Annotated in this window: 13 protein-coding genes and 2 tRNA genes; 9 read left to right on the top strand and 6 right to left on the bottom strand. The window is 40.8% G+C overall.

Annotated elements, in window-relative coordinates:
* Nucleotides 1-47: 47 nt before the first annotated feature.
* From H9X96_RS18425 to H9X96_RS18435, 3 genes are all read right to left on the bottom strand, one after another.
* Nucleotides 48-1,262 carry a site-specific integrase gene (locus H9X96_RS18425; protein ID WP_187667689.1) on the bottom strand — a complete coding sequence of 405 codons (1,215 nt, stop codon included), beginning with the start codon at nt 1,260-1,262 and terminating at the stop codon, nt 48-50.
* A gap of 118 nt (nt 1,263-1,380) precedes the next feature.
* A tRNA-Tyr gene (locus H9X96_RS18430) sits at nt 1,381-1,463 on the bottom strand.
* A gap of 93 nt (nt 1,464-1,556) precedes the next feature.
* Nucleotides 1,557-1,630: transfer RNA gene (locus H9X96_RS18435), tRNA-Ala, on the bottom strand.
* 227 nt (nt 1,631-1,857) lie between these two features.
* Here H9X96_RS18435 and H9X96_RS18440 point away from each other — a divergent pair.
* From H9X96_RS18440 to H9X96_RS18475, 8 genes are all read left to right on the top strand, one after another.
* On the top strand, nt 1,858-2,733 hold the full coding sequence (locus H9X96_RS18440; RefSeq protein ID WP_255431171.1) for a helix-turn-helix domain-containing protein: 876 nt from the start codon (nt 1,858-1,860) through the stop codon (nt 2,731-2,733).
* Nucleotides 2,734-3,270: 537 nt separating this feature from the next.
* The gene (locus tag H9X96_RS18445; protein WP_187667690.1) at nt 3,271-6,291 is read left to right on the top strand and encodes a TonB-dependent receptor; all 3,021 of its coding nucleotides are present in this window, start codon (nt 3,271-3,273) and stop codon (nt 6,289-6,291) included.
* A gap of 16 nt (nt 6,292-6,307) precedes the next feature.
* Nucleotides 6,308-7,936, top strand: coding sequence for a RagB/SusD family nutrient uptake outer membrane protein (locus H9X96_RS18450; RefSeq protein WP_187667691.1), 1,629 nt, complete (start codon nt 6,308-6,310; stop codon nt 7,934-7,936).
* A 72-nt stretch (nt 7,937-8,008) separates the two neighbouring features.
* Entirely contained in the window at nt 8,009-9,823 is a 1,815-nt protein-coding gene (locus H9X96_RS18455) for an aryl-sulfate sulfotransferase (RefSeq protein ID WP_187667692.1), read from the top strand.
* A gap of 284 nt (nt 9,824-10,107) precedes the next feature.
* Entirely contained in the window at nt 10,108-10,914 is an 807-nt protein-coding gene (locus H9X96_RS18460; protein WP_187667693.1) for a glutaminyl-peptide cyclotransferase, read from the top strand.
* A gap of 523 nt (nt 10,915-11,437) precedes the next feature.
* A complete protein-coding gene (locus H9X96_RS18465; RefSeq protein WP_187667694.1) occupies nt 11,438-14,671 on the top strand; it encodes a TonB-dependent receptor in 3,234 nt (1,077 codons plus the stop codon).
* Nucleotides 14,672-14,688: 17 nt separating this feature from the next.
* On the top strand, nt 14,689-16,395 hold the full coding sequence (locus H9X96_RS18470; protein WP_187667695.1) for a RagB/SusD family nutrient uptake outer membrane protein: 1,707 nt from the start codon (nt 14,689-14,691) through the stop codon (nt 16,393-16,395).
* Nucleotides 16,396-16,535: 140 nt separating this feature from the next.
* Nucleotides 16,536-17,852, top strand: coding sequence for an alpha/beta fold hydrolase (locus tag H9X96_RS18475; RefSeq protein WP_187667696.1), 1,317 nt, complete (start codon nt 16,536-16,538; stop codon nt 17,850-17,852).
* Between the two features lie 12 nt (nt 17,853-17,864).
* Here the strand turns inward: H9X96_RS18475 and H9X96_RS18480 are convergent, their stop codons facing one another.
* From H9X96_RS18480 to H9X96_RS18490, 3 genes are all read right to left on the bottom strand, one after another.
* A complete protein-coding gene (locus tag H9X96_RS18480) occupies nt 17,865-18,221 on the bottom strand; it encodes a hypothetical protein (protein WP_187667697.1) in 357 nt (118 codons plus the stop codon).
* A 22-nt stretch (nt 18,222-18,243) separates the two neighbouring features.
* Nucleotides 18,244-18,987 (bottom strand): hypothetical protein, encoded by a 744-nt coding sequence (locus H9X96_RS18485; RefSeq protein WP_187667698.1) that lies wholly within the window; start codon nt 18,985-18,987, stop codon nt 18,244-18,246.
* Between the two features lie 69 nt (nt 18,988-19,056).
* The gene (locus H9X96_RS18490) at nt 19,057-19,719 is read right to left on the bottom strand and encodes a hypothetical protein (RefSeq protein ID WP_187667699.1); all 663 of its coding nucleotides are present in this window, start codon (nt 19,717-19,719) and stop codon (nt 19,057-19,059) included.
* A 144-nt stretch (nt 19,720-19,863) separates the two neighbouring features.
* Here H9X96_RS18490 and H9X96_RS18495 point away from each other — a divergent pair, with 144 nt between their 5' ends.
* A complete protein-coding gene (locus H9X96_RS18495) occupies nt 19,864-20,085 on the top strand; it encodes a helix-turn-helix transcriptional regulator (protein ID WP_187667700.1) in 222 nt (73 codons plus the stop codon).
* The last annotated feature ends 10 nt before the right edge of the window (nt 20,086-20,095 follow it).

Here is a 20,095-nt window from a genome sequence, read left to right on the forward strand (position 1 = left end):
AGTTGAAAAGTAAAGCGGAGCTTTAGTTACTCCGCTTCATTTTACGCCTATTTATTCACACTAGCCGCAACGGTTTCATTTGTATTGTCAATTACATCCTGATCAAATGTATCCAAGTACACCGCTGTTGTTTTATTACCATATTCGTGACCTAAGCATTCCGCGATGATTTCTATACTGAAACCTAGCTTCTTACAAATGGTAGCCCATGAATGTCTAGAGGTGTAGGTAGTGATGTTTTCATTGGTTTCTATCAATTCAGCCATCCGCTTTAAGTATTTATTAGCCAGTCTGGTTCTATCTTTTATAAGCCTCAATCTTACTTCCTCTGAATCAACCTTACGGTTTATAATAGGTAGCAGATAGTTCTGAGAACGGGTATTACTATAGACATCTATGATCTTCTGAGCTTGTGGAAGTATTTTAATATCGTAAACCTTCCCAGTCTTTTGTCGTTTATAGTGTATTCTCCCATTCTGAATGTTGATTATCTGTAGTAGGGCTAAGTCAACAAATGATATTCCCATTAGGTAAAATGACATCATAAACCAGTTACGAACATGCCAGATTGTAGAACCTTCGGGTAAATCCAATTGTAGGATGGCTGTTATCAAGGATTTATCAATTGCACGCTTCTTAGTTCGTTCGGCTTTCAGTTTAATATCATGGAAAGGATACAGATTCCTGTCGACAACTTTGAATTTGATAGCTTTGTTATAAAAGGCTCGTAGCGTTCTAATATAAAAGAATGCTGTGTTATGTTTTACGTCCCTTCTCAGCAGGAATTTGTTATAGTTATCGAGGAATTCGAAGTCTATCTGTTCGAAGTATAAGGATTCATCAGGATGAAATCTCCTTAAAGCATTGATAGCAGATTCATAGACCCAGGCATTCCCGACTTTGTTATCCTTCTTTAATTCAAGGACTAACGACCTTACGAAGGAAAATACATCTGGTTTCGGCTTTTCTTCAATTTTGATAAAGGCTTTTGGATCGAGGTATTCGGTAAGTTGTTTCTCATCTGCCAATAATAGTTTTGACTGTAGATCAGCAAAATCTTTAAGAAGCCTTTTGTTTAAAACCTTTGAATTAGGATGGTTACTCTTAATGATGTTTTTAATACCGTCCCATTGATTTTCAAGAACGTTAATCTTTGTAGATCTAGTACTGGTTTTACTTTGATAGTATATTCTGAAGTTTACAGGATAAGTACCATCTCTTTTTTTTCTTCTTTTATCTAAGACAACCGTTATAGTCACCATAATTTCATTGATTATGGTTAGATATTGTGCTTGATTTGTGCACAATATGTGCACAGAAAACCTGCTTTAAAACAAAAAACCTTCCAGTTTTCACTGAAAGGTTTTAATCTTATTGGAGTGGGGGGAGAAGGATTCGAACCTTCGAAGTCTTGCGACAACAGAGTTACAGTCTGTCCCATTTGGCCACTCTGGTATCCCCCCATTTTGTCTTTCCATAGAATAAACAAGATTGCTTATCAATGGAACCGACTGTTAAAAACTAAAAGCTTCAGATCCCTGAAGCTTTTTTAAGGGTGGAGAATAGCGGAGTCGAACCGCTGACCTCTTGCCTGCCAGGCAAGCGCTCTAGCCAGCTGAGCTAATCCCCCTTGTGGCTTATGCTGGCAAAAATAGCAATTAGTTCCTGTAAAGCAAACAAAAACATATAATGGGCTAAAATACAGTCTATTATTTTTAAAGAGTACTGTTTGATACAAGGAATGTGTGTTAAAAGCGCTAAAGTCTTTTATTTAAAACCTGCTTTTCACCAAATTTCCCCTCAGAATGCCTGAAAATACCTAGCTTAGAATCAGCTAACCAAATTGAGCATTAAAGAATGATGATATCAGATATATACAGAGAGAAATCCCCTCTGTCAGAGAAAGATTGTTTTGTAGTTTTCGACCGTACCAAATCATCATTTACCTTTCCCGTACACGTACATCCTGAGTATGAATTGAATTTTGTTGAAGGCGCAGCCGGTGCACAGCGCATTGTTGGCGATTCCATGGAGACAATAGGAAATAAAGATTTAGTATTTATCGCCAACCCGGAATTAAAACATGCCTGGAAAGACGGAGAGGGGATGGCTACTGATATTCATGAAATCACCTTACAGTTTCATCCTTCTTTAATTGAGCAATGCTTAGATAAAAAGCAATTTCAAAGTATTCAGGAGTTGTTTAGAAAAGCGGCTAAAGGCGTGATTTTTGGCAAGGAAACTACAGAAAGGGTGCTTCCGCTTTTGAGAATAATTACCATGGAAAAGGATGGTTTTTATGCTGTCATGAAGTTATTTATTTTACTGTATGAACTGTCGAAAGGCGATGATGTCAGAGAGCTATCCAGTGCTTCATCTCCAGAAATGACAACTAATGAAATCATGGTTAATAAATTACATGGCTATATTTCGGGTAACGTCTCCAGGATGATCTGTGTAACCGATGCAGCCGCGGCTTTAAATATGAGCCGTTCCACTTTTGCGCGCTTCATAAAATCTAATACGCAAATGAACTTCAGTGATTACCTGTTAGATTTCAGAATCAAAATGGCCATGCAGAAGTTGAAAAAATCTACTCCTATTGCGGAAGTTGTTTCGCATTGCGGATTTAACAGTATCTCCTACTTTTACCGAGTATTTAAGAAAGCAAAAGGAATCACCCCTGCCGAATTCCGTGATCATCATAAACAACAGCAGCAGCTGATTATTTGAGGTAATAGTTGATTATTTACGATAAATCCCCTTCCATAAATATCTCTTCGATTGCAATGTTAAAGTCCATAACATTGAAGGTTAAATAGGTTAATATTTATAAATCTGCAATTTTAAGGTTAATCAGCAGGAAATAGCTTAAAGAAAAGAGCGAATAGTTCAAGTCTGTTGAGCGAATTGTGCAATCAAAGCCAAATTACTTTTAGTGTAATCACCTGATTTTAAGTAGTTTGATTTATATTTTGGCTTTGAGTTAAATTAAGATGATCACTGGATATTATGTGTTACATCGCCGATATGTACCTGATATCAGTCCTTTTTGCCCCTATTTTACTCGATTTCGTGGTAAATAAAGAACCAAAAGTCCAATCCAAATGAGCAAATTATGCAATTTCTCAATTTCGTTTTCGGCTAACTTTAACCTGTAAACCAAATCAATATTAATGTATGAGACTGCAGTGCATATCGCTCGGTTACCGAAAGGTGACCGGGGAAGCTCAAATGCCCTGTTCTTTAATAAACCAAATAAAACCAAATATGAAAAGAATTGTACTAATGCTATTCCTTGCTGTACTAAGCCTGTGTTCATGGGCCCAGCAAGTGATGACTGTGAAAGGCACAGTCAAAGACACCGGCAATAATCCATTGTCTGGTGTTTCTGTTGTGATAAAAGGATCTCCTGGAGGGACAATGACAGATGTCAATGGAAATTTCAGCACTACTGCTGCCAAAGGAAAGGTGCTTGTGTTTTCTTATGTAGGTCTGCAGAAAACAGAAGTTACAGTAGGAAATTCCAGCAACATTCAAATCGTCATGGAAGATGATGATCAGTTGAATGAAGTGGTAGTAGTGGGTTATGGTACGGTCAAAAGAAAGGACCTGACTGGTGCTGTCGCTTCTTTAACGGGTAAAGAAATGCAGGCGGATGTTGCAAAAAGCACGAGTGGTGCATTGCAGGGACGTATTGCAGGAGTTTCAGTTTCTAGTGTGAGTGGTCAGCCGGGTGCGGGAATGAGTATTGATATTCGTGGTTTAAGCTCATTAGGCTCAAATACACCTTTATATGTGATTGATGGTGTATATGGCGATATCAATATGGTAGATCCTTCGGATATTGCTTCACTGGATGTCCTTAAAGATGCTGCGGCAGCAGCGATTTACGGGTCACGTGCCGCTAATGGAGTGGTCTTGATCACGACCAAAGGTGGGAAGAGAAATACTGCTGCGACCATTACTGCCAGTTTATATACCGGAGTTCAGAAGATTGCAAAAAAACTGGATGTACTCGATGCACAGGAATGGAAAAATATCATGAACCAAAGTGGGTATCTGCCAAAGGAAGCAATCGATTTTCAAGGTACAGGAACCAACTGGCAAGATGAGGTTTATCGTACTGCCCCGATTTCCAAAGCAAATGTAGGCATCACCGGAGGTTCGGAAACGAGCACCTATAGTGTTTCTGCAGGTTACATCAACCAAAAAGGGATCTTGATCAATTCAGGATATGAATCTTTTAATTTACGCACGAAAAACACCTTCTCTTTCTTTAATAACCATCTGCGTGTTGGAAATACCTTGATGTTGAACACCTCAGAGAAACAAGACAACAGACTAACCATCACAGATGCCTTGCGTCAGAATCCGCTGTTAGCGGTATACGATTCAAATCAGCTGGGGGGCTACGCAGGTATCTTACCCTGGATGAAAAATATGGACAATCCTGTAGGAGCTTCGAGGTTGTTTGATAACAAACTAAATAAAACTGATATCTTATTAAATGCTTATGGAGAGGTAGATCTGGGCATTGAAGGATTGAAATATAAACTGAATTTTGGGTATAATAGAAACATAGGGAACTATTATAATGCCAATGCTCCCTACAATTTTGGATCTGGTGCCATACAATCCAGACTAAGTCAATCTGCTAATTTTAACACCCAATGGCTGATTGAAAATACCTTACATTTTGACCGTACCTTCGGCAAACATACCATCTCGGCCTTATTAGGTTATTCTTCTCAGGACAATAAAAATCCTGCTTTTGGTGCCAGTCGTACTGACATTCCTTTTGGAACAAGTACCATCGGCGCTGGTTCTACACTTCAGCAGGGAACTTCGGGCTCTTTACAAGAATATTCACTAGTTTCTTTGTTCTCGAGAGCGATGTATAGTTATGATTCGAGGTACCTGTTCTCCGCCTCCGTTCGTAGAGATGGATCTTCGCGCTTTGCAGATGGCCACCGTTATGGTGTGTTCCCTTCCGTTTCTGTCGGTTGGAATATCATGAATGAGCAATTCTTTGGCAGCTTGAAAAACACGATTAATGAGTTAAAAGTACGCATGAGTTATGGGGTGCTCGGAAATCAGGAAATTGGCAACTATGCAACTCAAAGTATTAGCAGCAGCGGAATCAATTATATTCAGGGTGGAACCTGGTGGATGGGCAGTAATACCGGTATTGTATGGCCTTCTCCGAAAAACCTAACCTGGGAAGAGACAAAAACCAAAAATATAGGTTTGGATGGTAGCTTCTTTGGAGGCAAACTGTCGCTAACCGCGGATTATTATATACAGCAAACAGACGATGTATTATTGAGTATCGCTATGCCAGGTTCTACAGGAATCAACGGCAGTCCGACAATGAACGCCGGTATCATCAAGAATAAAGGTTTTGAAATGCTGTTAAACCATAAAAACACGATTGGTGAAGTAAGTTACAATATTGGTGTAAATGGATCTGTAGTAAGAAACAGAGTAGAAGCAATTACTGTAGGCAGCTCAAAACAAGAATTTGGGGGTTATAATCCACAAGGAGAAGGAACCATTACCTGGGCAAAAGTAGGTGATCCGATCGGTGCATTTTACTTGATTAAAACCGCTGGATTATTCCAGTCAGATGCAGAAGCACAAGCCTATAAAACTCCAGCTGGAAAAGTAATCCAGCCGAACGCTAAAGCTGGCGATATCAGATTTATAGATTACAACGGTGATGGACAAATTACGGATGATGATCGTCAATATGCAGGCAGTCCATTCCCGGATTTCAGTTACGGTATCCGTGGTAGTGTAGCTTACAAAGGTTTCGACCTGGGTATTTTCTTTGATGGCATGAAAGGAAATAAGATCTATAACTACACCCGTGCGCGCATGGAATCCATGAATGAGTTTACCAATTTCGGTGCCAACGTATTGAACGCCTGGACCCCTGAGAATAGAGATACTGATGTTCCCCGTTTTACACAGCAAGATGAAAATAAAAACAGCCGCCGTGTGAGTGACCGCTGGTTAGAAGATGGTTCATTTTTCCGTTTGAAAACCGTAGAACTTGGTTACACTTTCTCTAATAACCTGGTCAGCAAAATCCATGTTAGAGACCTAAGAGTCTTTACTTCCATGGAAAATGTGTTCATCGCAACCAAATACAAAGGGTATACGCCAGACCTTGGTCAGAATGACGATCAGAATGGCGGCGGATCAAGCACCATGTCCAGAGGAACAGACCATGGCCGTTTTCCTTCTTCAAGGACCCTGATTTTTGGTCTCCAATTAAGTTTCTAATCAAAAAAAACTAAGCATGAAAACGAATATATTAAAGCAACTGTTTTTTGTTGCAATACTGGCAATCTCTTTAGGAGGTTGTAAAGAAGCTGATTTTCTGGACAAAGTGAACCCAAATCAAGCTGTAGAGAAAACTTTCTGGGTTTCTGAAGCGAATGCACAATCGGCAATAGCTACTGTTTATTCTCCTATCCGCGGACAAATGTATGGCTATTATGGAGGATATACCGGATGGCATACCATGAACCGAGCAGATGATGTGTGGTTCATTTTAGGGGAAGAGATGTTGAATTGGGAACCAGCTACTTATACAAATACGGCGAATACTGCAGAAAGTGATTTCGGCAGGTTATACAATACCATCAACCGCGCGAATGTAGTGCTGAACAACATTAAAAGAGTACCAATGAGCGAGGCCAAAATCAATGAACTTTCTGCTGAAGCAAGTTTCCTGAGAGGTTTCGCCTATTTTCTTTTGGTGACCAACTTTGGAGATGTACCCTTACGCTTGATTCCTGCCACCGAAAGTACGGATGAAATTATGAAGCCCTCCTCTCCAGAAGAAATGGTATGGAAACAAATAGAAGCTGATTTTAAAACCGCAAAAGAATATTTGCCTATTGTACGTCCGGCAGCAGAAGCAGGAAGGGTGACCAAAGGTGCTGCAATTGCGTATTTAGGGAAATCGTACAATTATAGAAAGATGTATACAGCAGCGGAAGCAGAATTGAGCATCATCATGAAAGCCCCTTATACTTATGACCTGACTACTAAATTCGAGGATAATTTCAATGAGAATACAGAGTTAAACAAAGAGTCAGTTTTTGAGTTAATTTATGACGGAAGTTTTGGAAGTGGTTCCTGGGGGGCTGAAGAAGCCACCAGTACACAGGGTTTTGTAATTCCCAATTTTGTGGGGCCTCAGGGTACTGGCGGCTGGTTTAAATGGATGCCAACAGCAGCTATTGTAGCCGACTTTGTGGCGGAAGAAAGACCAGCAGGGTCAGACACCAGGTTCGACAAAAGAATGTATACTAGTTTCTTCTGGAAGCATTCTGATTTTGAAACGACGATACCTGATGGGGCCTGGTTTGGTAACCTGTCTTTTGACCAGATCTGGGATGCTTCAGCTACGAAACGTTTGAGAGGTGAACCGGATTATCCAACGATCAACGGTAAAAAAGGCCGCTTCCTAATCAAGAAGTTTACCAATTTTTACAAGAATGAAGCCGATGCAAATAGTATGTACAATCAAAAAAATCAGAACAATAACCTGCGTTTAATGCGTTTTTCAGAAGTGCTTTTATTGCATGCAGAAGCAGCGATAAAAACGGGTAAAACAGGAGATGCAGCAAACGATTTGAAGCGTATCCGCGACCGTGCAGGCCTGGCTAATAAAACATGGAGCGGGACAGATGATTTATGGAAAGAAGTGATTCATCAGAATGAATTGGAATTCTTCTTTGAAGGTCACCGGTTCTTCGACCTGAAACGATTCTATACTTATCCGGAGATGAAACAAATTTTGGTAAATAATAAAAAACAAGGCGCTGATAACTTCCAGGCCAAACATTTTTACCTGCCAATTCCACAGAATGAGCTGAATACAAATACGGCCATTCAGCAGCATCCTTTATGGAGATAATAAAATGAATTGAACAAATAAAAAGGTGGGCCGGAGAATTATTCTTTCCCGCCTTTTTTAATAGATCATGAGATGATTGGAAATAGAGGTTACGGATTAAAAACAGGACTATTGTGCTTTTTACTGCTATGTTTTATGGCCTGTAAGAAAGACAGGGTGGATGTGCCCACTGGAGGTATTGAATTCCAGAATTCATTGGAAGGGATGGTCAATAATGGCATTCTGCTCAACAGCTACAGTAAAGAAAAAGAAAATTATGTTTTTCATTTTGAGTCCGGTGATATCGAAGTCCCAGGAGCGCTGGTACAGGATATTCAGGACCAACCGGATCTTTGGAAAACAGTGATTCAGTTTAAAGATAAAATCAGCCTTGCCATACCTTCAAAAGGGAGCTCTCTGGATTTTATAGTCAAAGATAAAGCCTTAAATCCTTCCGGGGTTAATCCTTTGGCCGCAACGGTAGAGGTATTGCTGCCTGGACGGGGAAGGGTACAAGTAATTGTGGAAGGGAAGCCCGGCACAAATGGGAGTATACAGCATTTGTTTCTCGCCTCAAACCCCAGACAAACGATTCCTGTATTCGGACTTTATGCCAATTACAACAATCGTGTAGCCCTTGTTTTTACAGATATGGAAGGTAAGGAACGCGGCCGAACGTATGTTCAAATACAAACGGCGGCATTGGACCTGAAGGCTTTCCCAACATTTGAAACAGTTGTAGCACAAAAGAGCCGTATGGAACCCGGATTAAGCTTAGTAAGCTATCCCGGCGAAAGTGAAATCGACACCTCCTGTCCTTACATGGTCGACTCAGATGGGGAGATCCGTTGGATATTGCTGTTGAAACAGTCGCCCAAACTGCAAAGATTAGCAGCCTCAATTGGTTTAAAACGAATGAAAAATGGAAATTTCTTAAGCGGCGACGGACAGGAAAGTCGTATTGTAGAGATCGATCTGTTCGGTAATCTGGTTAAAGAATGGGATTTGAAAAAATTAGGTTATACGTTTCATCATGAAGTAACAGAAGCTGCCGATGGCAATTTTCTGGTTACTGTTTCTAAATCTGCAGCACGTCTGCTCAATGGAAAACCACGAATCAACGACCATATCATCGAAATAAATCCATTATCAGGCATGGTTGTGAAAGAATGGGATTTAGCCAATATGCTGGATACTGCCCGTTACGACCATCAAGGTGATTTGTCGGGAGTGGATTACAGTCAGACACCAGTCAATTGGGCGCACAACAACTCCATTGCAGCAATGGGAGCTGATTTTCTAGCCACAGTACGTTTTCAGGGCATCATTTCTTTTTCAAGAGGAGGCGCATTGAAATGGCTGATTTCACCGCATAAAAATTGGAGCAGCGCTTATCAGCAATATTTATTGTCTCCCGTGGATGCAAAAGGACAAGTAATTACTGATCCAAAGGTGATTGCTGGTGAGGCTGCACATCCTGATTTTGACTGGTCTTGGGGAATGCATACACCTGTATTGATGCCTAATGGCAATATTCTGGTTTTTGACAATGGATATAACCGTCATTTTCAGGCTAAAACGTTGGGCAGTCCAGATGGTTACAGCCGGGTTGTGGAGTATAAGGTAGATGAAATAAAGAAAACGGTGCAGCAAGTATGGGCTTATGGAGAAAGCAGGGGAGTACAAGGTTTTTCTGCAGCACTTTCCGGGGTGCAGTATCTGCCGAAAACAGGCCATGTTTTGTTTTGTCCGGGAATGGGGGTGAAAACGAATAAAGGATTAGGAGGAAGAGTGGTCGAAATTGATCTGAAGACAAATGAAGTAATTTACGAACTGGCAATTACAGCACCTAGTGTTTCCGCATTCCACCGGGTAACGCGTATGCAGATGTATCCGGATAATAAGTAATTGTTTTCTAGCTATTGAAATCACCCATGGCTTCCATTATGGAAGCCATGGGTGTTTAAATCCGGGCTGCTCGCCCATCTGATAGTCGAAACTAATTTTACGGCCTGCATATTCCAGTACAATAGAGCCGATGTAACTCATGAAGGTCATCGTAGATGTCTTTAAAGTTATTCGGTTTGAATAAGAGGGTCTCTGTCGACCGTTTTAATATCATTGTGGCGTTATATTTGATTTGAAAATACACAAAAAGAATTTAGGTTATAAATTATCTATATCTTCCTGCCATGAAAAGAGCGATGATCTGTAGTTTCTTAATGATCGGCATGATGGGTTGTCGGAATAGCCAGCCAGTTACTCCGCTTCATCAAGAGACAGTACCTGTCATCAGTCATTATGTCACCAACAATTTCCCCCATGATACGAGCTTATTTACAGAAGGGTTCCTGTTTCATGCTGGCAGGCTGGTAGAAAGTACCGGTGCTCCGCTGGAACTTACCAATACCCGTTCTCTAATTGGCATACAGGACCTGAAAACCGGAACGCTAGATATTAAGGTGGTACTGGATAAAGCAAAGTATTTCGGAGAAGGAATTGCGATATTAAAAGGTAAATTGTATCAGCTGACTTATAAAAATCAGTTGGGGTTTATTTATGATGCCACTACATTTAAAAAGATCTCGGAGTTTAAGTACGCGAATTTAGAAGGCTGGGGTCTGACAACAGATGACAGAAGTCTGATCATGAGTGATGGAACTGATAATTTAACTTATATCAGCCCGAATACTATGTCGCCATTAAAAACGATTTCAGTAAGGGAAAATGGACAGCCAGTCACAAAGTTGAATGAGCTGGAGTTTATTAAAGGCTATATCTATGCAAATGTATACGGTACTAATTTTATCGTTAAAATTGACCCTTCAAATGGTGATGTCGTAGGTAAGCTTGACCTGACTAAGGTGTCCATCACCGAGAAAAATATGAATTCCAGTGCTGCGGAAATGAATGGGATCGCTTATGATCCGATCGCCGATAAGGTGTACATCACGGGTAAATTATGGGCGCATATCTACGAAATTGACTTCAATAAATAAACCAGATTACATAAAAATTTATACCCGGTTGTTCTTTATGAGCTGTTTGGTCTACTAGTTTGCCAATAGGATCCAGGCAGCGCACAGCGCTGAGTATTTTGAATCCGCCAGGACAGAAATCACTTTCGAGATTCTCCATGAGTTGAATATTTTGAAAATATAGAAAAATTACCTCATAGCTTTAAAATTTGGCGGTATTCTGTATAGTGTTTTTATTGATTACATCTTAAGGAAATCTACATTGACCTATAAAGAGAATATTTGAGGTAATTTAAAGCTTTTTAGTGTAATAGTCGTAGTATGCCCTAGTGGAAGCACATTTTTATTTTAAAGTAAAAGTTTTGTAAAATAAATACACGAAAGTACTTGTGTATTAATTACACTATGATTATATTGGTTTAACGGTATTCTTATTAAAGCGCCAAAATATTTACCCAACAAACCAAACTGCTAATTAAATCTTAACGCCTATGTAGTGTAATATTGACTAACCCTATTATTAACTATCCTAACCAAATATTTTATGCTTAAAATCACACCAACTCTCAAAAGGGGATATCTCCTTTTGCTGGCTTGCCTGTTCCTATCCTTTGGAGTAAGTGCGCAAGTCAAAGTCACCGGTAAGGTTACCAGCAGTGACGACAAGTTACCAATCATCGGTGCTACCGTAAAAGTCAAGAACACAACCATGGGGACGTTGACAGATCCCAACGGTGCTTTTGCAATCAATGTCAAACCTACAGATATACTTTCCGTCTCTTTTGTAGGTTATGTTACCAAAGAAATCCTTGTAGGTAAGCAAACCAGTATAAATATTGTATTAAATCCAGATGCCAGTAATTTGAACGAAATCGTGGTAACGGGCTATACCAGTCAGCGTAAAAAAGACCTGACCGGTTCAGTAGCCGTAGTTAATATTGCACAGTTAAAAGAACAGCCTGCAGCAAGTGCGGTGGAAGCTTTACAAGGTAAAGCACCCGGTGTTCAGATTGTAAATGATGGTGCACCAGGTTCTACACCACAGATTCGCATCCGTGGGATAACTACCATCAACAACAACGATCCGCTGTATGTTATTGATGGGGTACCTTATGAAGGAAAACTAAGCTGGTTAAACCAGAATGACATAGAAAGTATGCAGATCTTAAAAGACGCTTCTTCCGCTTCAATTTATGGGGCAAGGGCGAATAATGGGGTCGTGATCATTACCACTAAAAAAGGGGTAGTAGGTCCGCCGCGTGTTACTTTCGATAGCTATTATGGCAGGCAGGTACCAAGAAAGGGAACGTTCCCAAAAATGTTGAACCCGATGCAGTACGCGGAGTATATGTTTGCGTCGTATACAAATGCAGGGCTTAAACCTAATGCCGGGGATAATTACGGGAGTGGGCTAACGCCAACACTTCCAGAATACCTGCTGGCAGGACCCGCAACAGGGCAAAAGATTACGCCTGCTGATGCTGATCCTTCTAAATACAATTACAGTACGGATCCCACCACTTTTTATCAGATCACAAAAGCCAATCAGCAAGGGACCAATTGGTTTGACGAGATTACTCAATCTGCACCGATTCAAAACTATCAGCTGAGTGCAGCCGGGGGAGGTGAGAATGCGACTTATAGCTTTTCTGCGGGAAGCCTCAATCAACAGGGAACTATCAAATATACCGGCTTTAAACGCTACAATGTCCGCGCAAATACGAGCTTTGCCGCATTGAATAAAAGACTGCGTTTCGGAGAAAATATTCAATATTCCTATTCTGAAGGCTATGGTGTTGGGGTAAACCCGAATGTGTCCGGAGAATACCAGGATGAAGGCAGTCCGATTAGCTGGGCCTACCGGATGAATAACATTATTCCTGTCTATGACATTAAGGGGAATTTTGCAGGTAGCCGGGGCAGTCAGCTAGGTAACTCGGAAAATCCACTGGCTACGTTATACCGTGGTAAGGACAATGTGAATAAGAGCAACTTCTTTTTCGGAAATGTTTTCGGGGAACTCGATCTGATTGATGGCCTGACCGCTAAAACAAGCTTTGGTCTTCGCTATGAAAATTATAATGGCCTTACCCTGCGGTATCCCAATCTGGAATTTTCCGAAGGAAATAACTCCAATAACCTGAATGAATATTTTGGTTATAATAACGAGTGGACCTGGACAAATACCCTGACCTATAATAAAGTATTTGCCGAAAAACACCGTTTGAATCTCTTGTTGGGTACAGAAGCCATCAGTTCCAGAACTCGTCGTGTGGATGCGGGACGTAATGACTTCTTCGTTCTGGGCGATCTGGATTACTATTATCTGGGCGTAGGTGCTTCTAATATCAGCAATGGTAGTACAGGTACAGTGGGCAGCTTGTTCTCTATATTTGGACGGGCGGATTACTCCTTTAATGACCGTTACCTAGCCAGCGTAACCCTCCGTCGCGATGGATCATCTAACTTTGGACCAGATAACAAATATGGATATTTCCCGGCAGGAAGTGTCGCATGGAGACTTTCTGAAGAGGAATTCATTAAAGGTAAAGTCAAATGGATTGAAGATTTAAAACTTCGGGTAGGATATGGACAAACGGGAAATCAAAGAATTCCTGGATTTCAATATTTGAACAGGTACCAATCTTCGCTAGTCAATTCTGGCTATAGTTTTGGTGGCGATAATAAATTGACTTCTGGAGTTTGGCAAAATAATTATCAAAACACTGCGGTGAAATGGGAGTCTTTAAGCTCGCTGAATATCGGTTTAGACTTCACCCTGTTTAATTCAGTGCTGGATGGATCTGTTGATTGGTACAACAAGAAAACAAGCGATATGCTTTATCCGGTACCATTACCCGCTACGAATGTCGGTATGGGGAATTCTCCATTCGTGAATGTGGGAGATATGAGTAATAAAGGAATTGAATTCAACCTGGCCTATCATTATGGGAAAGTAGACAACAAGCCTTTCAAATTTGATATTGGCGTAAATTTCTCTAAAAATAAGAATGAAATTGTAAAATTAGCGCCAGGCGTGACAGAGCAAGTTTATGGTACATTCAGAACCTTAAGAACCAGTATTCTTAAAGAAGGTATGCCATTCGGCTCTTTTTATGGCTATGATGTAGTCGGTGTTTATCAGAATGCAAGTGACGTCAGTCAAAGTCCTTCCTATCCAAAGGCCAGAGTGGGTGGCTTGAAATATAGAGATGTGAATGGCGACAATATGATTACGGCAGACGATCGTACCATTATTGGCAATCCAAACCCGGATTTCTTGTACGCTTTGAGCTTCAATGCTTCCTATAAAAACTTCGATATTTCGATGTTCTTTAATGGTGTGCAGGGGATTGACCTGTATGAAGCGACCAGATATTTTACAGACTTCCAGACCTTTCCCGGAGCTAAAAGTATCAGAATGCTGGATGCCTGGAGTCCATCCAATCCGGGTAGCCTGATTCCTTCACCAAATGCTAATGCCGGTGATTTCGAATTAGAATCCACTAGTTATTATGTACAGGATGGAAGCTTTCTACGTATGAAAAATCTTCAGATTGGATATTCCCTGCCTGTCGACAAAGTATTCGGACCTAAATGGGGGGTAAACAAAGTAAGGGTTTATGCCAGTGCAACGAATCTGTTTACCATTACCAAATACAAAGGACTGGATCCGGAAGTAAGTCAGGAAACGGAAACCTATTCTGCATTAGGTGTAGATAGAGGGATTTATCCAAGTCCGCGTCAGTTCCTGATCGGTTTAAGTGTAGGATTTTAATGATAAACATGAAACGTATGAAAAAGATTAACTATATCATATTCGCAATATGTATGATTACTGCAGCAGGTTGTAGTAAGTCGTTTTTAGAGAAGAATGCGCAGGCAGAACTGATTCCTGAACAATTGACCTCACAAAAAGGGGTGGAAGCATTGTTGACAGGTGCCTACGGGCTTTTAAATGGGAATTTGAACGGTACCTGGGGTAATTACGGAGCTGCACCAAGTCAGTGGTTATTGGGAGAGGCGATTTCTGATAATGCCCACAAGGGAAGTGAAAACGGTGATCAGCCCAATATGGCTGCATTGGAAATACATGAGCCAAACAGTACCAACGACAATTTGGAAAACCTTTGGGTACGTTGCTTTGAAGGGATAGTTCGCTGTAACAATACCTTAAAGTATTTGACGCTGGTACAGGCTTCGGATAAAAGTTTCCCAGCCGATAGAGCTGGAGAAATCGCAGCAGAGGCTAGAATGTTACGCGCCCATTATAACTTTTACCTGGTGCGGGTGTTTAAAAATATACCCTTGATTACAGAAAATACCACCGAATCAGCCGTAGATAATATGAAGGATATTTATCCAGCTATTGTGGAGGATCTGAAGTTTGCAGTAGCCAACCTGAAACCTACCAGCCCTAAAGGAGAGATAGGACGTGTGAACCAGATCGCTGCAAAAGCTTATTTGGGAAAGGTCTATTTATATCAAAAGAAATATCTGGATGCCTTGCCTTTATTTAATGATGTGATTGCTGGCAGACCAGGGATTGAAAGCCTTCCTTTTGCCAATAACTTTGACGTGACCAAAGAAAATGGGCCAGAATCCATATTTGCTGTGCAGCATTCTGTGGGGACTGATGGATCTGGAGGTGACAATGGAAATGTAGGTGACATGCTTAATTTTCCTGTTGGATCCGCAGCGATCAATTGCTGTGGCTTCTTTCAGCCTTCATTTGATCTGGTCAATGCTTTCAAAGTAACGGCAGATGGCTTGCCCTTTCTGGATGATAAATACAGGCTTAACCCTTATTTCTCTGATTATGGGATGACCGAGGCCGAAAAGAATAATTATGTGTTGGATAGGACCATTGAATTTGATCCAAGATTAGATTATACCGCGGGTAGGAGAGGTGTGGAATTCCTGGATTGGGGCATCATGCCAGGGGATAACTGGATCAGAGGACTTGGCGTAGGTGGGCCTTTCGTTGCCATGAAAAACGTAATTAAGGCTTCAGAAATCAGCGGTAATACCGGTCCAGGAAGTCCAAATGTGACGGGTCTGAATGTGAACATCATCCGGTTGGCAGATGTCTATCTGATGGCGGCAGAATGTGAAGCGGAAGCAGGTAGTCTGCCAGCGGCGATGACTTTGGTCAATAGAATTAGAGCTAGGGCTGCTTTATTACCCAAAAAGCAGGCTGTTGGTGGTAATGCCGCAGTATATAGGGTAAATCCTTACCTTAGTTTTCCAGATCGGGCCTATGCACGTACCGCTGTACGCTTTGAACGCCGTATGGAGCTGGCCATGGAAGGCCATCGTTTTTATGATTTGGTGCGCTGGGGGATTGCGAAAAAAACAATGACTGATTATTTTGCATTTGAAGGGACTTATCTTAAGTTTCTAACTACAGCAGTGATGGAGGATAAGGATGAATATTTCCCGATTCCTCAGACTCAGATCGATCGTAGTGGGGGAGTACTGAAACAGAACCCAGGCTATTAACCCTTTTTTTTGCATAAAAACCGGGTATCCATCTAGAATGGATACCCGGTTTTTTATGAATTAGAAATTCCATAAAGGGAATCAAATAATGCTAACTTTGGTTGATTACCACCTTAACTAAATACAACCATTACAATTACATGAAGAAAGTTATTTTATTGTTTTTTGCCCTGCTGATCACGGTATCCGGATATTCACAAGGCATATTGTCGCTGTTTACACGTTCTCAGGAATTCATGAAAACGATGGAGCAGGAAAAGTTTCAGGATGCACAAGGCTTCTTTGATGTAAGCGTGCAAACTAAGATCTCTGCAGAAAATCTACAGACCATTTGGAGCACCCTGACCACAAATTATGGAAAATACGTAGGCATGGATGTCGTGCAAAGTAAAAGCGAAGGCGAATACTTTACAGTAGCTGTGGATGCAGAGTTTGAAAAAGATACCCAGGGTTTTCTATTGGTCTTCAATAAAAATGAAAATTTAGTAGGTCTATTCCCAAGACAATTACAAAAGGCTTCATCCTATGTGAAACCTGCATATGTGGACACCGCTGCCTATAAAGAAAAAGAAATTTATGTCACTACTCCTGGACATAGTTTAGTTGGGTTGTTAACCACACCAGCTAAAGGAAGTAATTTCCCATTGGTGGTATTCTTACATGGCTCCGGCCCTGCCGATATGGATGAAACTGTAGGTCCAAACAAACCTTTTAAAGATCTTGCAGGCGGTTTAGCCAGTCAGGGAATTGCCAGTATCCGTTATGTAAAGAGAACATTGGCTTATTCCGGTGACTTTAGCAAAGCATTTACTGTAAAAGAAGAAGTGCTGGATGATGCACTTGCGGCCATCGCATTAGCGAAAACGATTCCTGGTGTAGATAGAAGTAAAATCTTTTTATTCGGGCACAGTATGGGTGGAATGCTGGCGCCAAGATTGGCCCTGCAGGTACCGGACATTAAAGGTATTGTGCTGGCAGCTGCACCGGCAAGGAAGCTGACCGACGTGATTGAAGAGCAGAATAGATATGCTGTCGCACAAGCGAAGGATACTACCGGTAACTTACAGAAACAATTGGATGAAGTGTTAAAGCAAACTGCACAAACTAGGTTTACCAGCATAGGGAAGATGAAACCGGATTCGTTAATTCTAGGTTTACCTGCTGCGTACTGGGCAGATATCAATCAATATGATCAGGTTGCAGCTGCGAAAAAACTGATTAAACAAAAGATTTTTGTAGCCCAGGGAGCATTTGATTTCCAGGTTGCTCAGCAGGATTTTGACCTTTGGAAAGCCGCATTAGGCAAGAAAAACAATGTTACCTTGAAGTTATATCCCGATTTAAACCATTTGTTTATTCCTCAAACAGAAAAGGGAGATAGTGCTCAGTATGGAATACCAGGCAGTGTTTCAGGAACCTTAGTTGAGGACTTAGCCAACTGGATAAAAGCTAAATAAAAAAAGGGGGGATTATTTCCCCCTTTTTGCCATGACTTGTTTGTGCCATTGTTTCATCACCTTCCGCCCTGCAAACTCTGCTTTTGCTGCATTTTTGTGGCTGAAATCCAGCTGCTTAAAAACGATATCTGCCAACTCATTCATAAAAGGCTCATGCTGGTTCATCTCCTGCTCAAGACGTTCATCCTCAGTAAGGTAGTAGAGAAAGAAAAGGGTGGCCCAGCGCTCATCGCCGTCTGGCTGACTATAATAAAATGGGAAGGAAACCCGATCCACAAATTTTTGAAGAAATGCCTGTGGTTCTACTTTAAACAGGTCGCACAGCACACTAAAATCTTCCGGCGAATCAAGGGTGACGTTTATTTTCATAAGCTTATATATTTGGTTAGTTTTAACTGATGGCCAGGAGCTGCTGATAGTATTTGCAGTATATTTCCTGATATTTTTTGACCCGTTTTTTATGGTCTCTGATGATGAATAACCAGAGGTGCAGCTCCTGAATCTGGTCAATAAACTGTACTTGCAGTGTTCTAATGGCATTGTTGCTGGGCAGTTCCTTACTGATGTTTAAAACTTTATAAAAAAAGCCCATCGCTTGATTTTCTCCAATCCTTTTAAGTCCTACATTGGCGTGGACAATGGGCAGGGATATCTGCGACATGAAATGCTGCAGGTATTCTTCCGGAGAACAGTTGTGAAGCTCACAAAGCAGACAGAAATCCATTTTAAGCTGTAATTCCTTGCCATCTTCCATCACCAAAGTGGTGTTCTGAGTCCTGGAAGGTTCCATAATCCCATAGATTTTTTTCACTAAAGGCGCAGACATTTTCCTTTTTCTCGTCGGAGCTAAGTCCGGTGTCACCGAAATTTTGATAATATTCCGAATGTACCTCAAGATCGGCTCCCTACGTTTTATAAAAGCAGAACCACTTTCTCTACGGATCGAAAGAGAATAATTTAAAAGCGTATTGGTGGCACATCGGTAAATGTCGTCAGATTTCTGGCTCAGGGAGTCATAGAAAGAAACATGGTCTATGAAAAGCTGTAATACCTCTGGAATAGGTAATTGATAAGTTGCACAGGCAATCTTAAAATCCAGCGGAATACTGGGTAAGGTTGGCGTCTTGGTTTTCATGGTTTGAATTGTTCTAAGTCATCAAATTTTTTATTCCGGTCATGCCTGTTGCTGTACAGGTTGCCCACATTATTCAAATACTTTTTCATAGACACAGCCATTGTCTTTGGATTTGACTCTTTTTAATTTTGGGAAATCATTCTTTTTTGTCAGGTTGAGTAAGGCCGCCTGTAAGTGTCTTGGAGAAAAAGACTCCGATAGCTTGTTACGGCATTTCTGGTAAATCTGAAGTGGAGACTGAGGGCTGTAAAATAGCTTGCCTTCAAAAAGGACATTCAGGATGGCCATTGCCTGAGCTTCCATTGACAGCTCTGTGATTTTATGGGCAATGCTATTCATATTGTTCTCTATAAGGTGAAAAATGGGCGTTTCCTGGCCATCCGTTTCCAGTCTCATCATCATAAACTCTATTTTTACCGGATTACTGATTTTTATCAGCTGATACTCGCTCTTACTGCCTCCGTTTTCAAAGCTTGAAATTAAACCCCTTAACGATGGCTCTTCCACCGCATGCTGGAAACAATGCATGTCCTCATAGCTGAAACCTATACTGCTGAGTTCTTCTTTTTTTTTCATATAATCATTGGCATAGCCCATTAAAAAAGAAACTTCGGAAGTGCTGTAGCCCTTCGCTATTCTTTTAATCATAAAGCTGTATAACATCCCCACATTTACCGGGGAAAGCATCGCCTTACTAATTAATGGTAACGAATAATTGTGCTTCTTTTTCATACTATAATCTTATAAATTACATCATATGTATAGATTGTAAATACAAACGTATGTATAATATATCTATTTAGCCAAATCATATATAGTTTATCTTTCTCATTTATATATTTATCTATACTTATTTTTAGAAAAACCATATTTATCATGACGAAATTAGGAGAGTATCTAGCAAAGAGATCTGTAAATAAATCGCAGGTAGCCAAAAGAACAGGTTTAACAAAAGCGAGGATGAATGAGCTCACTTTAACAGATACAGCCAAGTTAAGAGCGGAAGAACTTTACCTGATCGCATTGGCCATCAATGTGAGTCCTTGTGAAATGCTCAATAAGATCTGTGAAGGAGTTACATTAGTCTCAGAAAGCTAGATTATCTTTA

It is taken from the genome of Pedobacter sp. N36a, assembly GCF_014472395.1.
Taxonomy (GTDB): Bacteria; Bacteroidota; Bacteroidia; order Sphingobacteriales; family Sphingobacteriaceae; genus Pedobacter.

Bases quoted from the DNA above. Each gene is read 5' to 3' on its own strand.
- H9X96_RS18470 (WP_187667695.1), top strand. From the start codon at position 14,689: ATGAAAAAGATTAACTATATCATATTCGCAATATGTATGATTACTGCA.
- H9X96_RS18475 (WP_187667696.1), top strand. From the start codon at position 16,536: ATGAAGAAAGTTATTTTATTGTTTTTTGCCCTGCTGATCACGGTATCC.
- H9X96_RS18460 (WP_187667693.1), top strand. From the start codon at position 10,108: ATGAAAAGAGCGATGATCTGTAGTTTCTTAATGATCGGCATGATGGGT.
- H9X96_RS18495 (WP_187667700.1), top strand. From the start codon at position 19,864: ATGACGAAATTAGGAGAGTATCTAGCAAAGAGATCTGTAAATAAATCG.
- H9X96_RS18465 (WP_187667694.1), top strand. From the start codon at position 11,438: ATGCTTAAAATCACACCAACTCTCAAAAGGGGATATCTCCTTTTGCTG.
- H9X96_RS18425 (WP_187667689.1), bottom strand. From the start codon at position 1,262: ATGGTGACTATAACGGTTGTCTTAGATAAAAGAAGAAAAAAAAGAGAT.
- H9X96_RS18440 (WP_255431171.1), top strand. From the start codon at position 1,858: ATGATGATATCAGATATATACAGAGAGAAATCCCCTCTGTCAGAGAAA.
- H9X96_RS18490 (WP_187667699.1), bottom strand. From the start codon at position 19,719: ATGAAAAAGAAGCACAATTATTCGTTACCATTAATTAGTAAGGCGATG.
- H9X96_RS18485 (WP_187667698.1), bottom strand. From the start codon at position 18,987: ATGAAAACCAAGACGCCAACCTTACCCAGTATTCCGCTGGATTTTAAG.
- H9X96_RS18450 (WP_187667691.1), top strand. From the start codon at position 6,308: ATGAAAACGAATATATTAAAGCAACTGTTTTTTGTTGCAATACTGGCA.
- H9X96_RS18480 (WP_187667697.1), bottom strand. From the start codon at position 18,221: ATGAAAATAAACGTCACCCTTGATTCGCCGGAAGATTTTAGTGTGCTG.
- H9X96_RS18455 (WP_187667692.1), top strand. From the start codon at position 8,009: ATGATTGGAAATAGAGGTTACGGATTAAAAACAGGACTATTGTGCTTT.
- H9X96_RS18445 (WP_187667690.1), top strand. From the start codon at position 3,271: ATGAAAAGAATTGTACTAATGCTATTCCTTGCTGTACTAAGCCTGTGT.